Origin of the sequence: Scytonema hofmannii PCC 7110 (assembly GCF_000346485.2) — a bacterium.
GTDB lineage: Bacteria > Cyanobacteriota > Cyanobacteriia > Cyanobacteriales > Nostocaceae > Scytonema > Scytonema hofmannii.
Genome location: NZ_KQ976354.1, coordinates 132,439 through 152,233 on the forward strand (window position 1 = coordinate 132,439; position 19,795 = coordinate 152,233).

General features: G+C 40.4%; 18 protein-coding genes and 1 pseudogene. 9 read left to right on the forward strand and 10 right to left on the reverse strand.

The annotated features are described in order from the left end of the window. Positions 1 to 109: 109 nt before the first annotated feature. Together WA1_RS00615 and WA1_RS61530 are read left to right on the forward strand one after the other, a co-directional pair. On the forward strand, positions 110 to 994 hold the full coding sequence (locus tag WA1_RS00615) for a hypothetical protein (RefSeq protein ID WP_017742166.1): 885 nt from the start codon (positions 110 to 112) through the stop codon (positions 992 to 994). Between the two features lie 48 nt (positions 995 to 1,042). Beyond that, positions 1,043 to 2,676, forward strand: a pseudogene (locus tag WA1_RS61530) (alpha/beta hydrolase). An 11-nt stretch (positions 2,677 to 2,687) separates the two neighbouring features. On the opposite strand, the gene WA1_RS00625 reads toward WA1_RS61530, so the two are convergent. From WA1_RS00625 to WA1_RS00635, 3 genes are all read right to left on the reverse strand, one after another. Beyond that, positions 2,688 to 3,320: a hypothetical protein gene (locus WA1_RS00625; protein ID WP_017742165.1), complete on the reverse strand. Its 633-nt coding sequence runs from the start codon at positions 3,318 to 3,320 to the stop codon at positions 2,688 to 2,690. A 106-nt stretch (positions 3,321 to 3,426) separates the two neighbouring features. Further along, positions 3,427 to 4,149, reverse strand: a complete 723-nt coding sequence (locus tag WA1_RS00630; protein WP_017742164.1) for a hypothetical protein — start codon at positions 4,147 to 4,149, stop codon at positions 3,427 to 3,429. A gap of 74 nt (positions 4,150 to 4,223) precedes the next feature. Further along, a complete protein-coding gene (locus WA1_RS00635) occupies positions 4,224 to 5,018 on the reverse strand; it encodes a peptidoglycan-binding protein (protein WP_017742163.1) in 795 nt (264 codons plus the stop codon). A 595-nt stretch (positions 5,019 to 5,613) separates the two neighbouring features. On the opposite strand from WA1_RS00635, the gene WA1_RS00640 reads away from it, so the two are divergent. Further along, positions 5,614 to 6,150: a hypothetical protein gene (locus WA1_RS00640; protein WP_017742162.1), complete on the forward strand. Its 537-nt coding sequence runs from the start codon at positions 5,614 to 5,616 to the stop codon at positions 6,148 to 6,150. Between the two features lie 111 nt (positions 6,151 to 6,261). On the opposite strand, the gene WA1_RS00645 is transcribed toward WA1_RS00640, so the two are convergent. Next, a complete protein-coding gene (locus WA1_RS00645; RefSeq protein WP_017742161.1) occupies positions 6,262 to 6,666 on the reverse strand; it encodes a hypothetical protein in 405 nt (134 codons plus the stop codon). A 678-nt stretch (positions 6,667 to 7,344) separates the two neighbouring features. On the opposite strand from WA1_RS00645, the gene WA1_RS00650 reads away from it, so the two are divergent. Continuing rightward, a complete protein-coding gene (locus WA1_RS00650) occupies positions 7,345 to 7,893 on the forward strand; it encodes an alpha-glucosidase domain-containing protein (protein ID WP_017742160.1) in 549 nt (182 codons plus the stop codon). A 106-nt stretch (positions 7,894 to 7,999) separates the two neighbouring features. After that, positions 8,000 to 8,908, forward strand: a complete 909-nt coding sequence (locus WA1_RS00655; protein ID WP_017742159.1) for a metallophosphoesterase — start codon at positions 8,000 to 8,002, stop codon at positions 8,906 to 8,908. Positions 8,909 to 9,126: 218 nt separating this feature from the next. Here WA1_RS00655 and WA1_RS56500 read toward each other — a convergent pair whose 3' ends face one another. Continuing rightward, complete coding sequence (locus WA1_RS56500) at positions 9,127 to 9,315, reverse strand: hypothetical protein (protein ID WP_158516574.1); 189 nt, start codon at positions 9,313 to 9,315, stop codon at positions 9,127 to 9,129. On the opposite strand from WA1_RS56500, the gene WA1_RS00660 reads away from it, so the two are divergent. Beyond that, complete coding sequence (locus WA1_RS00660; RefSeq protein WP_017750206.1) at positions 9,314 to 10,015, forward strand: transposase; 702 nt, start codon at positions 9,314 to 9,316, stop codon at positions 10,013 to 10,015. The genes WA1_RS56500 and WA1_RS00660 overlap by 2 nt on opposite strands. Before the next feature lie 523 nt (positions 10,016 to 10,538). Here the strand turns inward: WA1_RS00660 and WA1_RS00665 are convergent. Then, on the reverse strand, positions 10,539 to 10,928 hold the full coding sequence (locus WA1_RS00665; RefSeq protein ID WP_272819041.1) for a peptidoglycan-binding domain-containing protein: 390 nt from the start codon (positions 10,926 to 10,928) through the stop codon (positions 10,539 to 10,541). Positions 10,929 to 10,979: 51 nt separating this feature from the next. Beyond that, complete coding sequence (locus tag WA1_RS00670) at positions 10,980 to 11,951, reverse strand: DUF2382 domain-containing protein (protein ID WP_017742156.1); 972 nt, start codon at positions 11,949 to 11,951, stop codon at positions 10,980 to 10,982. Positions 11,952 to 12,407: 456 nt separating this feature from the next. Between WA1_RS00670 and WA1_RS00675 the strand changes: the two genes are divergently transcribed. Together WA1_RS00675 and WA1_RS00680 are read left to right on the forward strand one after the other, a co-directional pair. Next, the gene (locus WA1_RS00675; RefSeq protein WP_017742155.1) at positions 12,408 to 13,301 is read left to right on the forward strand and encodes a hypothetical protein; all 894 of its coding nucleotides are present in this window, start codon (positions 12,408 to 12,410) and stop codon (positions 13,299 to 13,301) included. A gap of 202 nt (positions 13,302 to 13,503) precedes the next feature. Beyond that, positions 13,504 to 14,274 (forward strand): hypothetical protein, encoded by a 771-nt coding sequence (locus WA1_RS00680; protein ID WP_017742154.1) that lies wholly within the window; start codon positions 13,504 to 13,506, stop codon positions 14,272 to 14,274. Between the two features lie 63 nt (positions 14,275 to 14,337). On the opposite strand, the gene WA1_RS00685 is transcribed toward WA1_RS00680, so the two are convergent. Both WA1_RS00685 and WA1_RS00690 read right to left on the reverse strand, forming a co-directional pair. Further along, positions 14,338 to 15,216, reverse strand: a complete 879-nt coding sequence (locus tag WA1_RS00685) for an S-layer homology domain-containing protein (RefSeq protein ID WP_017742153.1) — start codon at positions 15,214 to 15,216, stop codon at positions 14,338 to 14,340. A gap of 866 nt (positions 15,217 to 16,082) precedes the next feature. Continuing rightward, complete coding sequence (locus WA1_RS00690; RefSeq protein WP_017742152.1) at positions 16,083 to 17,558, reverse strand: amidohydrolase family protein; 1,476 nt, start codon at positions 17,556 to 17,558, stop codon at positions 16,083 to 16,085. Positions 17,559 to 17,843: 285 nt separating this feature from the next. Here WA1_RS00690 and WA1_RS00695 point away from each other — a divergent pair, with 285 nt between their 5' ends. After that, complete coding sequence (locus WA1_RS00695; RefSeq protein ID WP_017742151.1) at positions 17,844 to 18,638, forward strand: aspartyl/asparaginyl beta-hydroxylase domain-containing protein; 795 nt, start codon at positions 17,844 to 17,846, stop codon at positions 18,636 to 18,638. A 75-nt stretch (positions 18,639 to 18,713) separates the two neighbouring features. Here the strand turns inward: WA1_RS00695 and WA1_RS00700 are convergent, their stop codons facing one another. Continuing rightward, the gene (locus WA1_RS00700; RefSeq protein ID WP_017742150.1) at positions 18,714 to 19,784 is read right to left on the reverse strand and encodes a phosphatase PAP2 family protein; all 1,071 of its coding nucleotides are present in this window, start codon (positions 19,782 to 19,784) and stop codon (positions 18,714 to 18,716) included. Positions 19,785 to 19,795 lie beyond the last annotated feature (11 nt).

Consider the following 19,795-nt stretch of genomic DNA (forward strand, 5'->3'; position numbering starts at 1 on the left):
ACTATATTACTACTACTAAGGAGGCTTTGATTTATTTAGCTGTACTTTTGAGATTCCATATTTAAATTGGTAATCTTAGTATTCAGAAAAGAGCAAAGGAGGAAAAATAATGACGTTGAATAAATATCATAATCGCAAAAGAAGTTGGAGTATTCGTGGAAGCGCTATAACCGTTGTCTTAACAGCTTTACTTCTTCCTGCTTGTGCTAACAATGAGCAACAAGCAACTACTCCTGAACCGACAGCAGACACGGGAGCTTCTACTGGATCTAAACCTGTAGCAGAGAAAGAAAACATTACTGCACCAGAAGTTAGCCAAAAGACAGATGCGCTTATCGGGAAACTCGTTACTATTAGAAGCCAACCTATCAATAGAGTGAGTGATAACGTATTTACAATTACCGATCGGGAAGTTTTTAGTGGCGAAAGAATTGCAGTTGTGAATAATACAGGTAAGCCTGTTAACTTACCCGAACCTCAAGACGCAAGATTACAAATCACAGGTACAGTTGCTAAGTTTAACACCAATGCTATTAAGCAAGAGTATGGCTTGGATTTAGGTCAACAAGATGTGTATCGAGAATATGAAAATAAACCTGCAATTATTGCACGGTCAATTGCACTAGCTCCAGTACCAGGTGAAATCGCTGAAAATCCAAAGACGTATTACAACAAAGTTATTGCTGTACCTGCTGATATTGCAAGAGTTTATGGTCCTAGTGCATTTACTCTTGAAGATGATACACTTCTTGGCAATAACCCATTGTTAGTCTTAGTTACAAATCAACTAAAGGATAAAGCTCCCATTACACAAGGCGAAAAGATTGTTGCTACTGGTACACTTCGCCCATTCGTTATCGCTGAGCTTGAGAGAGACTACAGTTTTACTTTTGACCCACAGTTGCGAAAACAGCTAGAAGCAGACTATAACACAAAGCCTGTGTTGGTTGTCGAAGGTATATATCCATCAGCTTTGCCACAAAGCGCTAAATAGTTGCTTACACCAGGAACTGAAACTTGCTTGATACTTAATAAACAACATATTTGGCTGCAAGTCGTTCTAGGAACTTTAAACGCTTGCCTCATACCTATTTTGACCGCTCATCCTGCCTCAAGTGCAGAACGTATTGAGTTATCTTATGGCATCTTGGAGCGGTCTATTGCTATTAATTCTCTTGAAACCTATGCTAAGACAGGTATTGTGAATGATGACTTGTCTGTGTATGCACGATACGTAAGTTCTCAAGAACTTAGCGAACTACGGCAGATTTTGCTGACTCCTATTCCCTTGAATGTAGTAGAAGTTTCACAGTTTCTTTATACGCCCATCGGCGAGCAATTATTAGAACGTTTGGGAGAATTCATTCAGACAGAATCTGGCTTATCGGGATTTCACGCAGTTCGAGCAGCGCTAATTTTAGCGGCAGCAGATCCACAAGGTTTAACGCTGTTGAATGTACTACGTAAGTTTCCTTCAAATGCGATTTCGATTGATTTAGCCCGCAGTCTCAAAATTGCTCGGGCGTTACAGGATTTGGTCAATCAAACTCAAGATGCGATAGCAAAGCTAACGGCTAAAGCCGTATCGCACTCATCAATAAACAATTCCTTGCAGCCGCTACCCCTGCACTCACTACTTTTGAAAAGCCTTCTTTCCAACAGCCAGGACGCTTTACTTGGAAAAAAATAACCATCGCGCTCAATGATTTATCTCGCGATCGCACTTTTCCCGCCGACATTTACTTGCCACAAACTTCAGATCCTAGTCCAATTATTGTTATCTCCCACGGGCTTGGTTCTGACCGAACAAGTTTTGCTTACTTGGCTCGTCACCTTGCTTCTTATGGTTTTGTAGTTGCCGTTCCAGAACATCCCGGCAGTAATGCACAACAGTTGCAAGCCTTATTAGCAGGTACGGTGGATCGAGTGACTAGCCCAAGAGAATTTGTTGACCGACCATTAGATGTTAAGTATTTGTTGGATGAACTTACTCGTCTATCTAAGGAGAACCCAGCATTTGCAGGACGTTTGAATTTGCAACAAATTGGTGTTGTGCGACAATCGTTTGGTGGATATACAGCATTAGCGTTAGCAGGCGCACCGATAAATTTTCAACAACTTCAAAAGAACTGCCCTGCTTTAGAGGATACACTTAATATTTCGCAATTGCTTCAGTGTTTAGCTCTGCGTTTGCCATCATCTCAGTATAATCTCTTCGATCCACGAGTGAAAGCAGTCATTGCCATTAATCCTATTGACAGCAGCATTATGGGGCGAGATAGTCTCAGCCAAATCAAAATGCCAGTCATGATTATCAGTAGTAGTGCTGACACAATTGCTCCAGCTTTATTAGAACAAATTCAACCTTTTACTTGGTTAACAACGCCAAACAAGTATTTGGTGCTTATTAATGGTGGTACACACTTTTCTGCGATCGCAGAGTCACCAAACGCTGCTATTCCCGTTCCCACAGAGGTTGCTGGTTCTAGTCCTTCCTTAGCACGTAGCTACGTTCAAGCTCTGAGTGTCCCTTTTTTTAGAACTTACGTTGTCGAGCAGCCAAGTTTTCGTCCCTACTTGAGTGCAGATTACGTTAATGCTATCAGTCAGAAGCCACTTCCGCTCTCGTTAGTGACATCTCTGACCTCTAGTCAACTCGGACAAACCGCTCGCTAATATTATTTTTCTTAAAATCCTGTAAAGTTGTAGCCAACTCCCAGCACTAACCCCACATCAGTTTCATCCAAAAAGGCTGCATTCAATGCAGCATTTGCCGTGAAGTTGTTATTCAAGGGAACATCTAAACCACCAGTTAACAGTAAGCCAACATCTGCATCATCGCTCGTTTCGATCACTACACCAGCTCCGACATATGGTGCCACAGAAAAAGTTTCTTCAAAAACATCCTCCCCTCGTAAGGTAAAATCGTAGGTGAGAGGAACAAGCACAACGGGGTCATCTTCAATCGCTACAGATGGTCGCAAAGATACAGACCGTGTTAGCCCGATTTTGCTAATCGCCATAAAGCTGCCCTCACCTATAGCTGAGTCACCGCCAAGACCAATGTTACCTGCAATTCCGATATAACTAGAGCCTCCACGTGTAGTTCGACCTGGGGCAACATCGACTTGAGCTACCTCCTGAGAAGGCTCATTTGTAGTTTTTGCTGGTGGTTGTGGAGGTAACAAATCAGCAGCCTTAGTTGAGATTTTACTGGGAGTCGGTACAGTTTGTGCTCGAGCAGATAATCCGCTTCCAAGAATTGTCGTTGTAGAAAAAATTAGCAACCCCAAAAGCTTCTGTGACCAAATATTCTTCATTTTCAATCCTCTAAAATCATTTTGGAAAAAAGACGTTCTCCAGCAATTCAATTTGTATTGGTTGAGTGCTATTGCCTTTAGCAGTCAAGCGGGTAATATTTATGACCTAGTTCAAATAGACTTGACCGTCTCTTTGAATTCTCAGTACACCTTGGTTATTATCTAAGGTCGTCTCTTCATCGAGCGAAACTGCTAACGCCCCTGAATCCGATTTAGATACGGGCATGACTTTGAGCAGTCCTCCATCTTCACGCACCATCGTAATTGTCACGGGTGTTGGTAAATCTTGCAGGACAATTTCTTCTCCACCTGGAAGAATTCGGGGCTGAGTATGTGCGATCGCTTGATAGGTAACGCGAGCGTTAGTGTTGTTTTTCAATCTCACATCCACAGTACCTGCTGTCGGCGTGACAGTAGCAATAGGTTCTTGTCGGCTTTCTGGGTAAGGTATTGGTTGGCGATTAACAGGTAAACCTCCGGGCTTCACCACAATTCCTGGTTGTACAACAACTACCCCTTGTCCACTCAGTTTTTGAGTTGCAGCATTAGGAGGACAACCCTGCGGAACCAAGACTCGATTATTATGTGGTTCTTCATAGAAAATACTAGGACAGGGATTAACTTTGGAAGTAGGTTGCTGTGCTACTGCTGCTTGAGGAATTGCTGAAATACCAATCAGTAAGCTTCCAAAGATTGTTCCTAATATCCCAATTTTTTGAGGCCAGCGATCAAGTATCTGTATTGATAAACTCTTAGCAACAACATTCTGACCGTCAAAAACTTTGTTACGGGAATTGGGATAATATTCATCGAACTTATGCCAACACATATTTTTCTCCTCGTTACTAACATGATTGTTTTATAAGGCAAAAGCCTCTGTCTTCCGAGCAAAGGGAAGTCTGTTCATCGTACTACTTGAGTCGATTGTGTTACGATTACAGGTAAATTACGATAATACGATGTAATTGGTCGAACTAAGCTCGGATTTACGCCAAATTCTTGCACTAACTTGTCTTTATTAAATTGACGGACTGTTCCCGTCACTTGAACCCGGTTACCTACAGAAACGTCTTTCACTGGAGCTGTACTCAGAACTAGCAGGTATTCTTGACTAGAAGTCTGTGGATCGTCTAACGTAAACGTGTTTGGAGTCAAAAAGGATTGAACTTGACCAGTGAAAGTGACAGTTTTTCCCAAAAATTCACTGGGGTTAACATGAATATTGTCAATTGTAGCAACCTTTCTCTGACTTCCAAAACTCGGTGATTGTGCTGTTTGTGGTGAGTATTTATTTAAGTTGTTTGTAGGTACAGATGATGTAAGACTATCGGCATTAATTAGTGCTTCCCAAGTTTGTTTGTTAACAGCACCGTTGGCAGTTAAGTTTCTAGATTTCTGAAAGCTAATAACTGCTGAAACTGTCCTCGAACCATAGATACTATCAGCATTTCCATTGTAAAACCCTAGTTCCTTTAAAAGAATTTGAACATCTTTTACGGCTGGTGTTACAGTACCACGTACAAGTAATGGTGCTGTTGCAGGAGAGTACTCATTGAGATTGCCATCAGCAGCTATGTCTATGTATCCGTTAGGAGTTTGAGCGCGTGTGGGTTGATGGCTGAAAGATAAAGCAGTTAATGAAATTGCTGAGAGAAAACCAAAAGACAACAGACTCGCTTGAATAAAATTGTTTTTCATATGTTCCTCTTGAATAATGAATCTAAAAATTCCTTACCTTATTTTGCTCAAGGTAAATCAGGTCAATCGTATTCGTATAATGCATCTTAATTTAGGTAGAATTCGTTATATTTTGTATTTGGAGTAGGTAGCTGAGGTGAAATTGATGATTTTCAAGAGTTATGCAACTCAATCGCTTCTATAGTCAAGATAGGTTAAAAAAGTGGATAAGTCGTGGAGAAAGGTGTAATTTATTTTTATCGGAGAGAGAAGTTACAAACTATTTCTGTAGAAAGAGTTTATCTGGATTGAGCATACATAGAATATTTTAACCGATCACGCTATTGTATAATACTGAAAATGTATAATAAAAACTCTATCTTCAGCTAGAATATCTACTTAACTAAAGTAAGAAGAAGATAGAGAAAAAAATCACTCTCGAACTGAACGGTATTTTGTTTTGCAACAGTCTTAGATTCTTAAATGTAGTGAATCAATTTAATATTTATGTGTTCGCGATCGCTTTTTCTAAGGTTTAACCCTCCGAGGGAAGTTGAAGAACAGCGCAATTGTTTACAGTAGGTTCAAAGAACAAAAGTGATAAAAGGAGGGAAATATGATCGATCGAGCTAAACAGGCTGTAGGTGTTTTTCCCAATCGTCAGACGAGTGAATCAGCTTTAAATGCCCTACAAAATTCTGATTTTCCAATGCAAAAGGTATCTTTAATAGTAAAAGATGCATCTGTGGATAAGGATCGACAGCTTCATGAAGATTTCAGTGATTCTATAGAGTGGAGAATACAGAAAGGTGGGGCGAGAGGTGCAATTACAGGCACTGCTCTCGGAGGACTAAGTGGCTTACTTGTTGGACTGAGCATGGTCGCAATTCCTGGAGTCGGACCTGTGCTTGTAGGAGGAGCTTTAGGAACTACTCTGGCGACCACTTTAGCAGGCGGTGGTGCTGGTGCTTTAGTCGGTGAAATGGTTGGGGCATTTAGGAGTTTTGGTATTCCTAAGGATCGCGCCCAAGAGTATGCTAATTGTGTTTCTCAAGGCAAATATGTTGTTTTGGTTGAAGGTAACGAACAAGAAATTCATCGGGCGGAGTCAATACTGAGCGAAAGTGGCATTCAGGAATGGGGTATTTACTAACCGAAAGAGAAGATTTGCAAATATGATTTGGAAACAAGCAAAACAAATCTCTTATCGACTGAAACTGGGAGTCTTTACCAATATGATTCCTTGTTTTTTAAGGATGTTTTTTTATCTTTTACAAGAAAATAAATAATCAGAGCAGTTTCTTGCTTCTTCAGTCATAACAATCGTAGGGTTAACAGCACATGGTAAATATTTATTTGCTGAAAAGAAGTAACATTTTTTACAGGGTAAATTACCAGGATAACTATAATTACTACTATAATTGTATTCTTCTAAACTACTTAAAAAAACATCTGATGTTTCTTTTGAAGTTTTACTATTTAAAAATACTAGTAGCCCACTCAAAAAAACAATCAAAGCTAGAGTAGTTCCCCCTTGTTCAATATATTTATCAAAGACTTTGACATCATTATTATATTGTGTTTGCTGAAGTTCAACTGTTTTATAATTTGATTTATAATTTGTGTCTGTGGATTGATAATATTTTTGTATTATTTCTGGAAAATACATATAACTAAACCTCATTTTTTTATAATTATCATCAACTTTTCACAACTCAAATAGATCTGCTATTTTTCTCTAACTTAACAATTAAATAGTGGAAAACTCGTGGAGAGTTAATATGATTATTTAGAATTCCGAAACTTTTTGGCGAGACGAGGAACGACTGCAATTAACTCAGTTACCTAACTGATTTAGCTATAGCTTGGCAGCCTTCTGCGACAACCTCTCTTTAATCTCATTTCACCTCATACCATTTCACTTTTTTAGTGATACGAATACCCCGGTAGGGGTGCAAGGCATTGCGCTCCTACGACCAATGTATATGTATCATGCATTTCGTAAATTGGTATCAAGGAAGAAATGCACTTTCCCACCGACTTTAGATCGCTGCGGATGGACGCGGATAAATTTGTATTTTTTCCTTCACAACTTTTCCACTATTCAAGCTTATCTTATACAGATATAGCAATTCCCACTCTCGTAAGGTACAGAATAATAATTTAACCGCAGATGAACGCAGATGCACGCAGATAAATTTGTACCTCAACAGACTAGAAAACGCTATAGTTCCTCAGCGTTCTGATACACGTGTAGCTATTCAATTTTTTCTTTTTACTTTAAAACTTTACACTAATTGCAAGCAAAGTGACTGACCCATAAATCTATTAAGATGAAGATATTAAAATGAAGATACTCAAATTGCTATCAATAAACCTACGTTTAATAAAACTCCAAAGGTTTTTAGGGTCGTTGATATATCCACTACAACGCGATCGCCTAGAACGCCAATTTCGTAATTCCAAAACTTTAGAAGCTTCTGAAAAAGCTGGAAACATCATTCGGGCTGAGCAAACGGCTAAGGGCAGACACTTTTATTTTAAAGATCTCGAACTTGAAATTAGTTTTCTACGAGATGATTTTGTAAGAGTAGATTGGAAACCAGGTGTTTCTCCCATTCCTTATGCCATTGCCTGTGATGACTGGTCAACTATTGAAACGACATTTCAACAACAGGACGAGCGTTGGGTAATATCTAGTGCTGTCCTGAAAGTTAATGTAAGTGCAGATGGTGGTTTAGAATTTCAAGACGCCAATGGGGTAATTTTACGAAAAGAACTGTCACCCCGAAGACAGGTCAGGGTATCGCCACGATTCAAAAATGAAGGTTGGGTGCATCAAGCAAAGAAGTGCAGCTTCACCTCCACGGTTTTGAACTTCAGGAAGCTTGGATAGATGGTAAGTCGGTTGGTTCTCAAGAAAATCATTTAAATGTTGATAGGTTTGAGCACGTTCGATTGCAAGGAAAGTTCCAAGAGGTTCAGAATTCGCAAGTTGATTTATGAAACAGATTATCAAAACAATTAAATACTTTTTACTGGGCTTATTGGGATTAGTTGGCGCACTCTTAATTTATGGCTTCATCGAACCCTACATCATTGATATAGAACCACAAGTTGCTGTTATTCCCGGTCTTCCTACTGCTTGGGAAGGAAAAAGAATTGCTGTGATGGGCGACTGGCAAGTGGGAATGTGGTTAGGCAATACTCCTACCATTCGCCGGATTGTCCATCGACTGGTTCAAGACCGTCCTGCTGCGGTGTTAATAATCGGTGACTTTATTTACGCTGCAGGTGACGATCCAAGTGAGGAAATCGATCGCGTTATTGAGCTTGTTCGTCCACTGCCTTCTTCAGGTATCCCCACCTATGCTGTTTTGGGAAATCACGACTATGGAATGAAATCCAAAAACGGTAACCCAGACGTGGCACAAGCCAGCAAATTAGCTACAGAGCTTGAATCTGCGGGCGTGCAAGTACTAGACAATGAAGCTGTTGCTCTTGCACTACCAAGTAAAACCGAACAAAAAGAGATTTTATACTTGCTTGGTGTTGATGCACACTGGTCTAATAATGATCGCCCAGCATTAGCGCTAAAACAATTACCAGACAAGGCATCTAGGTTTGTGATGATGCACCATCCAAACTCCTTTGCAGCATTTCCTGCAAACACTGCACCTATAGCCGTAGCAGGACACACTCATGGTGGGCAAATTCGTCTGCCTTTCCTTCCAGAATGGTCTTGGTTGACTTTCATCAAAGAAGATGAAGTGCATACTGACGGTTGGATTGATGATTATGGAAAGTCAGGAAACCATCTTTATGTGAACCGAGGGATTGGTTTCAGCATTTTACCTATACGGATTAACTGTCCTCCAGAGGTTACATTATTTACGCTTCGGCGAGATTAGTAACTCTAAACAAGCTACACTTAGATCCCCGACTTCTTTAAGGATACAGCTGGCGAATGGGGGGTCAGACCCCCTATTCTCTAATGAGAATATAGAATCAGGATTTACGAAACTCGAATCAAGTGCGGGCGGGCTACCTTGGCAAACGCATTCTTGATATGACTTGCGCGGTGGTGGGGATGTGCTCAATACCCAATCCGATAGACAGGCGATCGTACTCAACCCAATCCGATAGACAGGCGATCGTACTCAACCCAATCCGATAGACAGGCGATCGTACTCAACCGATTTTGAGAGACACCAGAGTCAACATCAGATTCTGACAGACAAGAGGGCACCTGAGAGCAAATGAAATGAGAGCAAATAGAGTCTGAAGTCGGGAAATTATCATTGCTGAATTCAATCATGAGAAATTTAGAGGATAAACGGAACAAGAAACGCGTCAGTTGTGGGCGATTGGAACAACAGTTTGATTTGTTTGAAAAGGCGAATGTATGGAATCTCAGCCTAGACGAGCAACATGGTGGGGTTGAAAGTCATCAGGTTTATCAAGTTTCTGTTGTTGGACCTGTGGCTGTTGATACTTCTTGGCAAGCCAAGTTAAACACAGGGTTTGATGTAAGTGCGTTTGTCATTGATTGGGACAATCAAGTTGTTCAATGTCCACAAGGTTTTTGGAGTCGAATTTGGCGCAAAACTCGTGACAGCAATCACAATCCTTTAATTGAAGTTGTCTTTGAGCGCAAGACTTGCGCGAAATGTCCTGTGAGAAGTGATTGTACTTCTGCTCAAACTGCTCCCAGAAAAATTAAGTTGCGACCTCGTGAAGAATATGATGCACTCCAACAGCGTCGCGATCAACAACAAACTCCAGAGTTTCAGCAACACTACGCACGCAGATCTGGTGTTGAGGGTACCATCTCCCAAGCTGTTGGTAGATTTGATTTGCGACGAACGCGATATTTTGGACTAGCTAAAACACATTTACAACACGTTGCCACTGCTTGTGCAATCAATTTAACGCGTTTTTTTGCTTGGTCAAATCATCCCATTAAAGCAAAAACTCGTACTAGTTCATTTGCTACTTTACGTGTTGAGCCTGCTTAAGTTATTCGTGACCAGAAATTGAGTTGGCTGACAGACATTCATCTCTATTTGGTCTCATTTCAATAACTGCATAGCGATCGCCTGTCTATCGGATTGGGTTGAGTACGATCGCCTGTCTATCGGATTGGGTTGAGTACGATCGCCTGTCTATCGGATTGGGTTGAGTACGATCGCCTGTCTATCGGATTGGGTTGAGTACGATCGCCTGTCTATCGGATTGGGTTGAGTACGATCGCCTGTCTATCGGATTGGGTATTGAGCACATCCCCACCACCGCGCAAGTCATATCAAGAATGCGTTTGCCAAGGTAGCCCGCCCGCACTTGATTCGAGTTTCGTAAATCCTGATTCTATATTCTCATTAAAGAATAGGGGGTCTGACCCCCCATTCGCCAGCTGTATCCTTTAAGAAGTCGGGGATCTGGACAACCGAATGTTCACAAATCAGATATGATTGCTATAGTTGGTTGAAATCAAGTCTATGCATGACTTTCTCAATCCAACATCTAAAATCCAAAATGGTATTAGTTGTAAAAACCATAATAGTCAAATGAACTTCGGTTCGACAAAACCTGCCAAGTATTCTCTCCAACAACACCATCCACTCTTAAACCATTTACAAATTGAAAATTTCTAATGGATCGAGCTGTTCTTCGACCATAGATACCGTCGATGCGACCAAAGTAGTATCCTCTATCCCGTAAAAAAACTTGAATATCTCTAATGACTGGTCCGACATCGCCAGAATTTAAAACAGGAGCTGTATCAGGATTATATTCAGCGAGATACCCATCAACATTAATTCGAGCACTTGCTGGTGAAATGCCAATAAATACAGGGGCTACGGCAAAAGCAGAAACTACGCCAATTGACATGAAATGGTTGCGAAAAAATTTCTTGATTTTAGCTAACATGATGGTTAAATCCTCTTTAATGCAACGCAAAAATTTTCAGTCTATTTATAATTAATTCGTCCGAGTGCGTTTTAGTCTAGAGTTCTGTTGAATAGGTTCATCAGTCTGAATGTCTAGTTCTTCTCGACGAATTATTTCTTGAGTCTCAACGGTATCCCGTTCAACAACTTTCTTAATTTTCACTTCTTCACTCACTACAGGTTGCTTTTGAATCTGAGGTATTTCTTCATATATTTCTATGCGTACAACTTCTGCATCGCGAAAGTTAGCTTTGCTAGGAGAAACAACTTGACCAGCGTCTGCAGGAGTTGTACGTTCAACAATCACTCGTTCTTTTTCAACTGGTACAGAAATTTGTACTGTCTCAGTTTTCACTTGTTTAGCAACCGTTACTTCTCCTCTCTTCACAAGATTTGTATTGGCAACGAGTTGTTCTTCATATAGCTTGAGCGTTTGATGATCCTGCTCATTCACTTCGTACAAAGAAGGTTCTCGTTCATAAAGATCGCTGTAAGCATCACTTTTATAAATAGGTGTTGTTACAGGCTTGCTAATAGGTTTTTCTTTAGGTTCAGCATAAACTGGTGGAAGATCTAAAGGTGCTGATGCTTCTAATGGCACTGATGTTTCTAAAGGTGTTGATGTTTCTAAAGGAATTTCTACTATTGGAGTGCGGTAAACTTCGCTTACCAATTGTTCGTAATTGTAATCGATCTTTTCAAGCTCTTGAAACTCAGGTAAATGTTCTACTTGGTTTTTAGTTAGCCCTTTAGCATAAACACGCCTTGCATTGTAATCTATACGAGAACGACCAATTGGCAACAAGACTTGCTTGCCAAAAACCCAAAATCCTGTATCAACTACTAAATAGCGTATACGACCTGTTTCATCAACTAAAATATCTTTGACGTTGCCAACTTTATCGTTGTTTATATCTGAATATACGTCAATATCCTTGATATCGCTATTTTGGAAATTCTCATGATAATTTGCATCAAAGTCTTGGAGTCGATAAAGAACCATATTAATAACCTCGCACTAATAGAGATTGCTATAATTTGAAGATAGATCTAAATAGTGGAAAACTGGTGGAAAAGCATTTGAAGATAGATCTAAATAGTGGAAAAATGGTGGAAAAGCAAGCGATAAGCCGGGTACGGCTTGCGCCAAAGGTGATTGCAAAAAAATGCGAAGAGTCAATAATTAGATTTTTGAGATTTGTGTCATCAATCTATTTCATTTGATAGAAAAATTTTGTTTCAAAATTCGTTAAAAAGAAAATAATTACGAACACGATCGTTTTGAGATTAATAAAAATATTCCCAATAGACATCTCCGTTCAATACTTATTCCTTCTTCTGCCCTCTGCCCTCTGCCTCTTGCCTTTCTCCGATAATTAATTTCTAGAGATGTCTAATAATTTGTCTTGAATTAATCGTGTTTACTACCAAGTCGTCAAGTAAGGAGGTTGTAACTCTGATGAAACTTCAATACTTAACCAATGTAATGCTTGCTAGCTCTGTGTTAGCTTCTTTTGCAGTGGCTCCTGTTGCTGCTAAAGCTGAAACTGTTCGGCTAGCACAACACTCCTCATCAATTTACCCCCAAAGTCTAGACAATGATTTACCCAGACCAATTGCTATTGCTGTAATTGAAGATCTATCTGAACGTACAAGACAACCAGTAAAGAATTTCCGGATTATTCAAGCAGAATCCCATGCCTGGTCTGATAGTTGTCTTGGTTTATCTCAACCTGGCACTTCTTGCGCTCAAAGGATAGTACCTGGTTGGCAAGTGCTAGTTACTAATGGTTCGCAAAACTGGATCTATCGCACAAATGCTTCCGGTAATCTCATCAGACTTGCTAGCGTACCTACTTTACCGAGTCAAATAGGTTCAAATATAAACTTTTCTGAAGAAGACAGACAACGCCAACAGGGTTGGGATACCGTCTTAGAACTGGGGCGACTTGAGGAAACCGACACAGACAGATCCGCTCTCGTTGCACAGCTTGCTATCCTTGACAAACCAGTCACAACTTATGCAAATGCTGTCTATCAAGTAGAAGCTCGTCGAAATGGTCGTTGGATTCCAGTTTATACCAATACAGGAGCACGACTCATTCCTAATAGTTCTGGCAGAGTAATCTTACCGCCGGAAGTCATTCCTGTCGAGCGGTTAAACTTGAGGCGCTTGAATTCTAATGTGAATCTTGAGGATTTAGACTTAAGAACCATTGTGCGTATACGCTACGATCTCCCAAGTGGTTCGCGAGATCTCAAACTACAGTTAGAGAAAACTGAAGAATTTGATGATATTGCTCAGACTTCTTCTCCACAGTTAATCAGCACCCGTGGAGGATACATTCAATAAGTTTTGAACGGGAAAAGTTGATACCATTTCACTTTATTGGTGATACAAATACTTCGGTAAGGGCGCAAGGTTGCTGCGCCCCTACAAGCTATATCCCCTGTTAAAACAGAGGAGTTTTCGCTTTTCTAGTATTGCTTTTGATAGAATTTCTTATCAAAATATTAAATGTATGTTCCATGTCCTTACCCATCACGCAGAAATTATGTTTGCAGTAACAGAGCAAACGGTTTTCAACTCTAATATTCTCTTGTTATCAGCATTCTGTGCGCTCGCATTTGCGCTCATACATATGTTATCGGGTAAACTACACTTGCTTAGAGAAACACCGCGCAATCAGTGGCTATCGTTTGGCAGTGGTGTGTCTGTTGCTTATGTGTTCGTCCATATTTTGCCAGAATTAAATAAGGCACAAAAAACTGTTAAAAGTAGTCTGGAAAACGGGCTGGTTTTCTTGGAACATCATGTTTACCTGGTCGCACTTTTGGGTCTAGCTGTCTTTTATGGGCTAGAGAGATTTGCTATAGAATCACGTCAGCGCAATCAAAAAGTAGGTAAAGGAGATGTCACCGCTTCAGGTGTTTTTTGGATACACATCGCTTCTTTTGCTATTTACAATGCCTTCATAGGTTACTTATTACTCCACCGAGAAGAAAAGGGTATCCAGAGTTTGTTCCTCTTTTTCTTTGCAATGGCATTGCATTTTGTAGTCAACGATTACGGTTTGCGCGAGCATCATAAAGCAATTTACGATCGCATAGGACGTTGGATATTGGCTACAGCAATTATTGTTGGTTGGGTTATTGGCAGTGCAACAGTAATCGATAAGGCTGCAGTTGCCGTTTTATTTGCCTTTTTAGCCGGAGGTGTTGTCCTTAACATCCTTAAGGAAGAACTGCCAGAAGAACGAGAAAGCCGCTTTTGGTCTTTTGCTCTAGGTGCTGGAGCTTATACAATCTTACTTCTGGCCATTTAACTGATTCCGCACAATTCTCTCCATTTTGTATCCCCATAATAGAGCTGACAAGACAGGCGTTCATTAGCGCTTGATGCTTCGTCCAACAATATAATTAGAAGCTGGTCTAGTGCTTTGAAGAGGCTCTAATCTTCCTTGATTAACCAATGCTTGATAAATAAAAGCAGCAATATCTCCACGAGTGGCATTCTTATTTGGATTAAGAATTCTAGTATTGGGATAATTGACCACAAGAGCAGCTTGAGTGGCTGTCGCAACATCATCAACCGCATATTGAGGAATTTTTTCCGCATCTGCATAGTAATTAGTAACTACAGTTGATGCGGGAGGCTGAGGTGCGCTTTTCATTGTGGCTTTTGTAGCCATTATCGGCTGCATTAAAGAAGTCATTGCTAGGGGAAAGAAAAACAATTTCTTAGCTGTTTGACTCTTAGCAGGCTGAGCGTTTCCTTGGGGAGGAGATTGTTTCAAGTTTAAGTTTTGAGTCAAAGACACTAACGCCTCAACTCTAGAAACTGGCTGCTGAGGTTTAAAATACCCTCCCGGATAACCATGCATAAATCCGGCTTCATAGGCTTCTTCAATTGCTGGTGCTGCCCAATAACCAGCAGGAACATCCTTATAAACGCTGCCACTTGCTATCCGCCGCTCTTGGTTTTGGTTAAAAGCTTGGCGAAGGACAGCGGCAAATTCATCTCGATTCACGGGACGGTTTGGTCTATAAGTGCCATCCAGATATCCAGTAACAATATTCCGTTCTGCTAGTGCTTCAATGAATGGCTGCGCCCAGTGGTCTTGAGTATCGGGAAAGTTGGCTGTTGGATCTGGTGCGGCAATCGCTGCCTTAGGTACTGAAACAACAAAGCGAACTACAGCAGCTGTTGCTAGTCCTGTAAATAACAAACTTGCACTTGCTAATGACCAATAAGAAAGGTTAAACACAGTAATTCTCCAACAGGTTTTAGCTTCTTCTTATAAAGAAGTTTAACAATCGTATTTTCTAAAAAATTCTATCCCTTGGTACAAAATTTGTTTTTACTTATTTCTATTAGATTGAGAAATGCATTTGATTGCATCAAAAAATTTCTTACCAACTTCTCCACGAGTTTTCCACTATTTAAGATTAATATATAATACTGAAGAGTAACCAAATACCCCAAGGCTGTTTCATTCCTTAAAAGGTGCTGATTTCCAAGGGGTTCAATTTATCCGAAAGCTTAGAATCGCTACGTCAATACTCTTGAGATCGCCTTCTTTTTAGGCACTGATGAAAATTTAAGCCTATAAGCTAGTCAAAACTACTTAACTTTTCTACCTGAGTTCGACGTAAGAAAAAGTCTGAAAACGAAGCGGCGTAAAGAGTGTAGTAACATATGGTCATCTGAGTGAAAGTCTAGTATCTATTGTATTTTGATTAAACAACTGTTTCTAGTAATTTTTTCTCTGCCTACTCTCCAAATTATCCACGCTCATATTTTATCTGGATATACACTGACTTTTCTCTACCTGCTTTCTCCTTTAGAGGTTGTGCCAATCTCATTGCACAACCGTCTCACATCCTTTTGAAACAGTGAGCTTCACTGCTCTAGAATTGCTTTGAATTGCGCTGGGGTAATAATTGGGATACCCCTGAAAGGTAGACTTCACAAAAGTGTTCAGAGCCGGAATGTATGATTTTGCAAAGATATCGGCTTAATGGCTATTTAGTTAAGCTCGGTGAGCTAAATTTTTAGATATGTAAAGACTGAGCATGGCTAGTCTCTACAAAATTATCCCAGCAGTATTGGGACGGGTAAGGTTTTTGTATTTCATGTATGAGAACCACTACAAAAACGTCCTCTGGGCGCACCAATGACTTGTCCGCGATCGCAAATTTTGTTTCCACGTAAAAAAGTTGTTTTGACCCGTCCTGTTAACTCCAATCCTTCAAACGGGGTATAGCCTTGCTGTGACTCCGACTCAGTCGCACGCACAACAAAAGTCTCATTGGGGTCTAGCAGTGCTAGATCCGCATCATAACCAACTGCAACATTACCTTTTGAACGCAACCCAAACCTTTGGGCTGGATTTAAGCTTAATAACTCAGCCATGTGATTGTAGGACATACCGCGCTTGCTACCTTCACTAAAAACACCAGAAAGGAGGTATTCTGTACCACCAAATCCGGATTTGGCAAGCCAAATGTTATTTGGGTCTTTCAAATTTACTTTTTGTTCGGCTGAACAACAAGCGTGATCGCTAACAATCCAATCAATTTGGCGATCAAGTACAGCCTGCCACAAGTATTCTACATCTGCACGAGAACGGATCGGAGGGTTGACCTTCGCCCATTTGCCTGTAGGTGTATCTATATCTAACAAAAGGTGTCCAACAGTGACTTCCCGTCGGAAATTGATGTGAGGAAAGACAGTTTGCATCATCAAAGCAGCTTCCACTGCTTTGCGAGAACTGAGGTGTAATAGATTTATATTGAGACAATTGGTTTCGTGTGCCAAGTAGGAAGCAATGCAGATAGCTAACCCTTCAGAATGGGGCGGACGAGCAGCACTGTATGCTTTTAAACCGGTAAGGGTGGAATCTTGCTGGACAATTTTAGTGTAGGCGTTGAGGATTTCCGCTACTTCGCAATGAAGACTCAGGCTAATGCGATCGCTTGCTTCTGGGTGACTTTCCCTGAGCTTACTCAAACCGCGCATGATAAATTCAAAGTGAGCTAGATCGTACCTTTCCTCTTTGTTAATCATTAGGAAAAGATTTTGTTGGTCAGAAAGACCATGCAAACCATAGCCCCCATAAAACATAAAGATTTTGAACGAGCCAATCCCATACTCCTCAAACAGCATCTGCATCTCATCAATATGTTGAGCGCTAATTGGGGCGATATGATAGCCGTAATCAACAAAAAAATTGCCCTGCGATCGCGCCAACACCTCTGGAAAAAAATCTTTATACGAGCCACCCTTATTGAGATAATACTGCCCTGTACGAATATAATTCAAACTGGTAGTCACGCCCCCCATTGCAGCTGCTTTAGTTTCAGTCACAGCATCTCGGTCCAGAGGTTGATAAATCCCGACGTGCATATGAGCATCCACAATCCCAGGAAAACCCAGCAGATTTTGGGCATCAAAGACCTCTTTGCTTATGTCTGGGCTAATATGAGGAGCAATCTCGGCAAATTTCCCATCCTTAATTCCCAAATCCAGCAGTTCAACTGCATTTTGATGGGGACGCACGACCCGCACATTTTTGATAATTAGATCTAATACAGGAACTTCAGACACAGTAGACCTCACGTTAAAATAGTTGTTACGCATTGAATTTACATATTTGGCGTGAAGGCTGTTAGTAGTTAGTGGTTACTGGTTAGTGGTGAAATGCTGAGTAACTATGCGATCTAGCTACTAACTACTAACCGATAACAGCCCTCATGAAAAATGTGCAACTTCTACGCGCATAAAATTAATACCCTGGTTTAGTTAGGAATTTTAACATCGTTCCGGGACGCAGAATGAATTCCACCCTCATGTAACGTTTTTTTAATACAATTATTTTCAGGAGAAAAGACAATGGAAATTTTTAATGAGTATCATCTGGACCCAAAGCAATTTCCTTTTCTCAACAGCTTTCAAGATAATTGGCTAGTAATTCGAGATGAATTTACACGCTTTATTAAGGATGCATCTGATGAGGAGTTAAAATTCACTTACGATGTTCTAGGACCAAAAAGTCAAACAATTAAAACCAAGGGAAATGCGAAATACAGTGCCTTTGGTATCTTATTTCAAGGGATTTTTATTGAAAAATATATTCAAGTACATCAAATAAAATATCCTGATTATAATTCCTATGAAGCATCAGAAAAAGCACTTGCGTTAAGAGAGAAATATTTCCCAAATTTAGCTAAAGTCATAGAAACAGTAAACTTAAGCGATGATAATCTCATCAGAAATGTATATTTTGGTACATTCCATCCCGGTTTAGATATCAAACTGCACGTAAACTATAACCCTCATATGAATCGCGGTTATTTAGGATTGATCGTACCAGAGGGGGATGTGGCGATGAAAATATGTCACGAGCAACTTTACTGGTATGAAGGAGAAGTTATGGTTTTAGACCATAGCTATCCACACTGTCCGCATAATTACACCAATTATGACAGAACAGTCTTAGTGATAGACTTTTTTAAACCAGAACAGTCTAGAGAAGAAGCAATACGATTTGAAAAAGAACTCGTTACACAACGAATGCAAGATAATCCATACAGCTTAGGTGTGTTTGGTAAAAGCGATAAAGCTAAAGAAGAAGATTTTATCAAGTATGGTTTAGCTCATCAGCTGGAGTGGGATAAAGCTTTGTAAGTAAACCCTCCCCTTTCCAAGGGGAGGGTTAGGGTGGGGTAAAACTGACGCTAAAACTGGCGTTTGTAAGCTATTTCAGACTTGTGTATACACCGTATCCTTAAAAAGGGGAGAAAATACTCTTAAAGTCCCCTTTTTAAGAGGAGATTTAGAGGGATCTAAAAAGCGATATTTGCGCCATAGATTAAAGCCAAGAATACAGACAATTAACCACAGCAACCCAACTGCATAGCCAGCTGCAACATCAGTAGGCCAGTGTACACCTAGATAAAGCCGACTAAAACCGATCGCCGCAATTAAGAGAATGGTCAAGGCAAAAATTTGCTTTCTTTGGTGAGGAAATTCTTTTGCCAAGGTGTAGCCAATAAAGCCGTAAATCACCATTGACATCATGGCATGTCCGCTAGGAAAGCTGTAGTGACCCACATTCACAATCCAATCCCACAGCGCTGGACGTGCTCTACCAAACCGTTGTTTCAACAAATAATTTAACGCGATCGCACCAACTGTGGCTATGCCAAAAGTCGTTACTTCTGAACGACGATTGTAGTAGATCGGGCTAGTTGCAAATGCCAAACAAATCCATGGCAAACCGACCGATCCACCTAGAGAAGTTATACCAATCATAATGCGATCGAGAAGTGGCGTATGCAATCTCTGAATTGCTAGCAAAATGCTTTCGTCAAGCCCCAATCTGTGTAGCAACAAAGTGCTCACAATCAAAGTACCAACAGCCGTTCCCGACACCAGAATAAGTTGTCTACCCGCTTTGTCTATCGGTTGCTGCAAGGGCATTTCTGCCAATATGGCTTTGCTCGCAACTTCTGGAATTTTTTCTGCTTCTGTCTTGATTGATGATTTTCCAATTTGTTGTCTGTAATCAAAGACAATGTTTTGGATAAGTAATGCGATCGCATTTGGGCTGCGATCGTTCGTAAAAAGAACGAGAACATTTCCTGTATATTGATTAGCACTCACTTGCTGAATGCCTTTCTCATTTGACAATTTGAGTTCAAGGTATCTTTTAAAAGCTTCCGAACGGTAAAGCCCATTGACTTTATATCTTGCTCTTCCTTTGACAGCAGTATGTAGTGCTTGAACTAAAGGATTTTGCTCGGGGAGTTTGTTGAAATGAGGAATTCCCATTTTTCTACTTC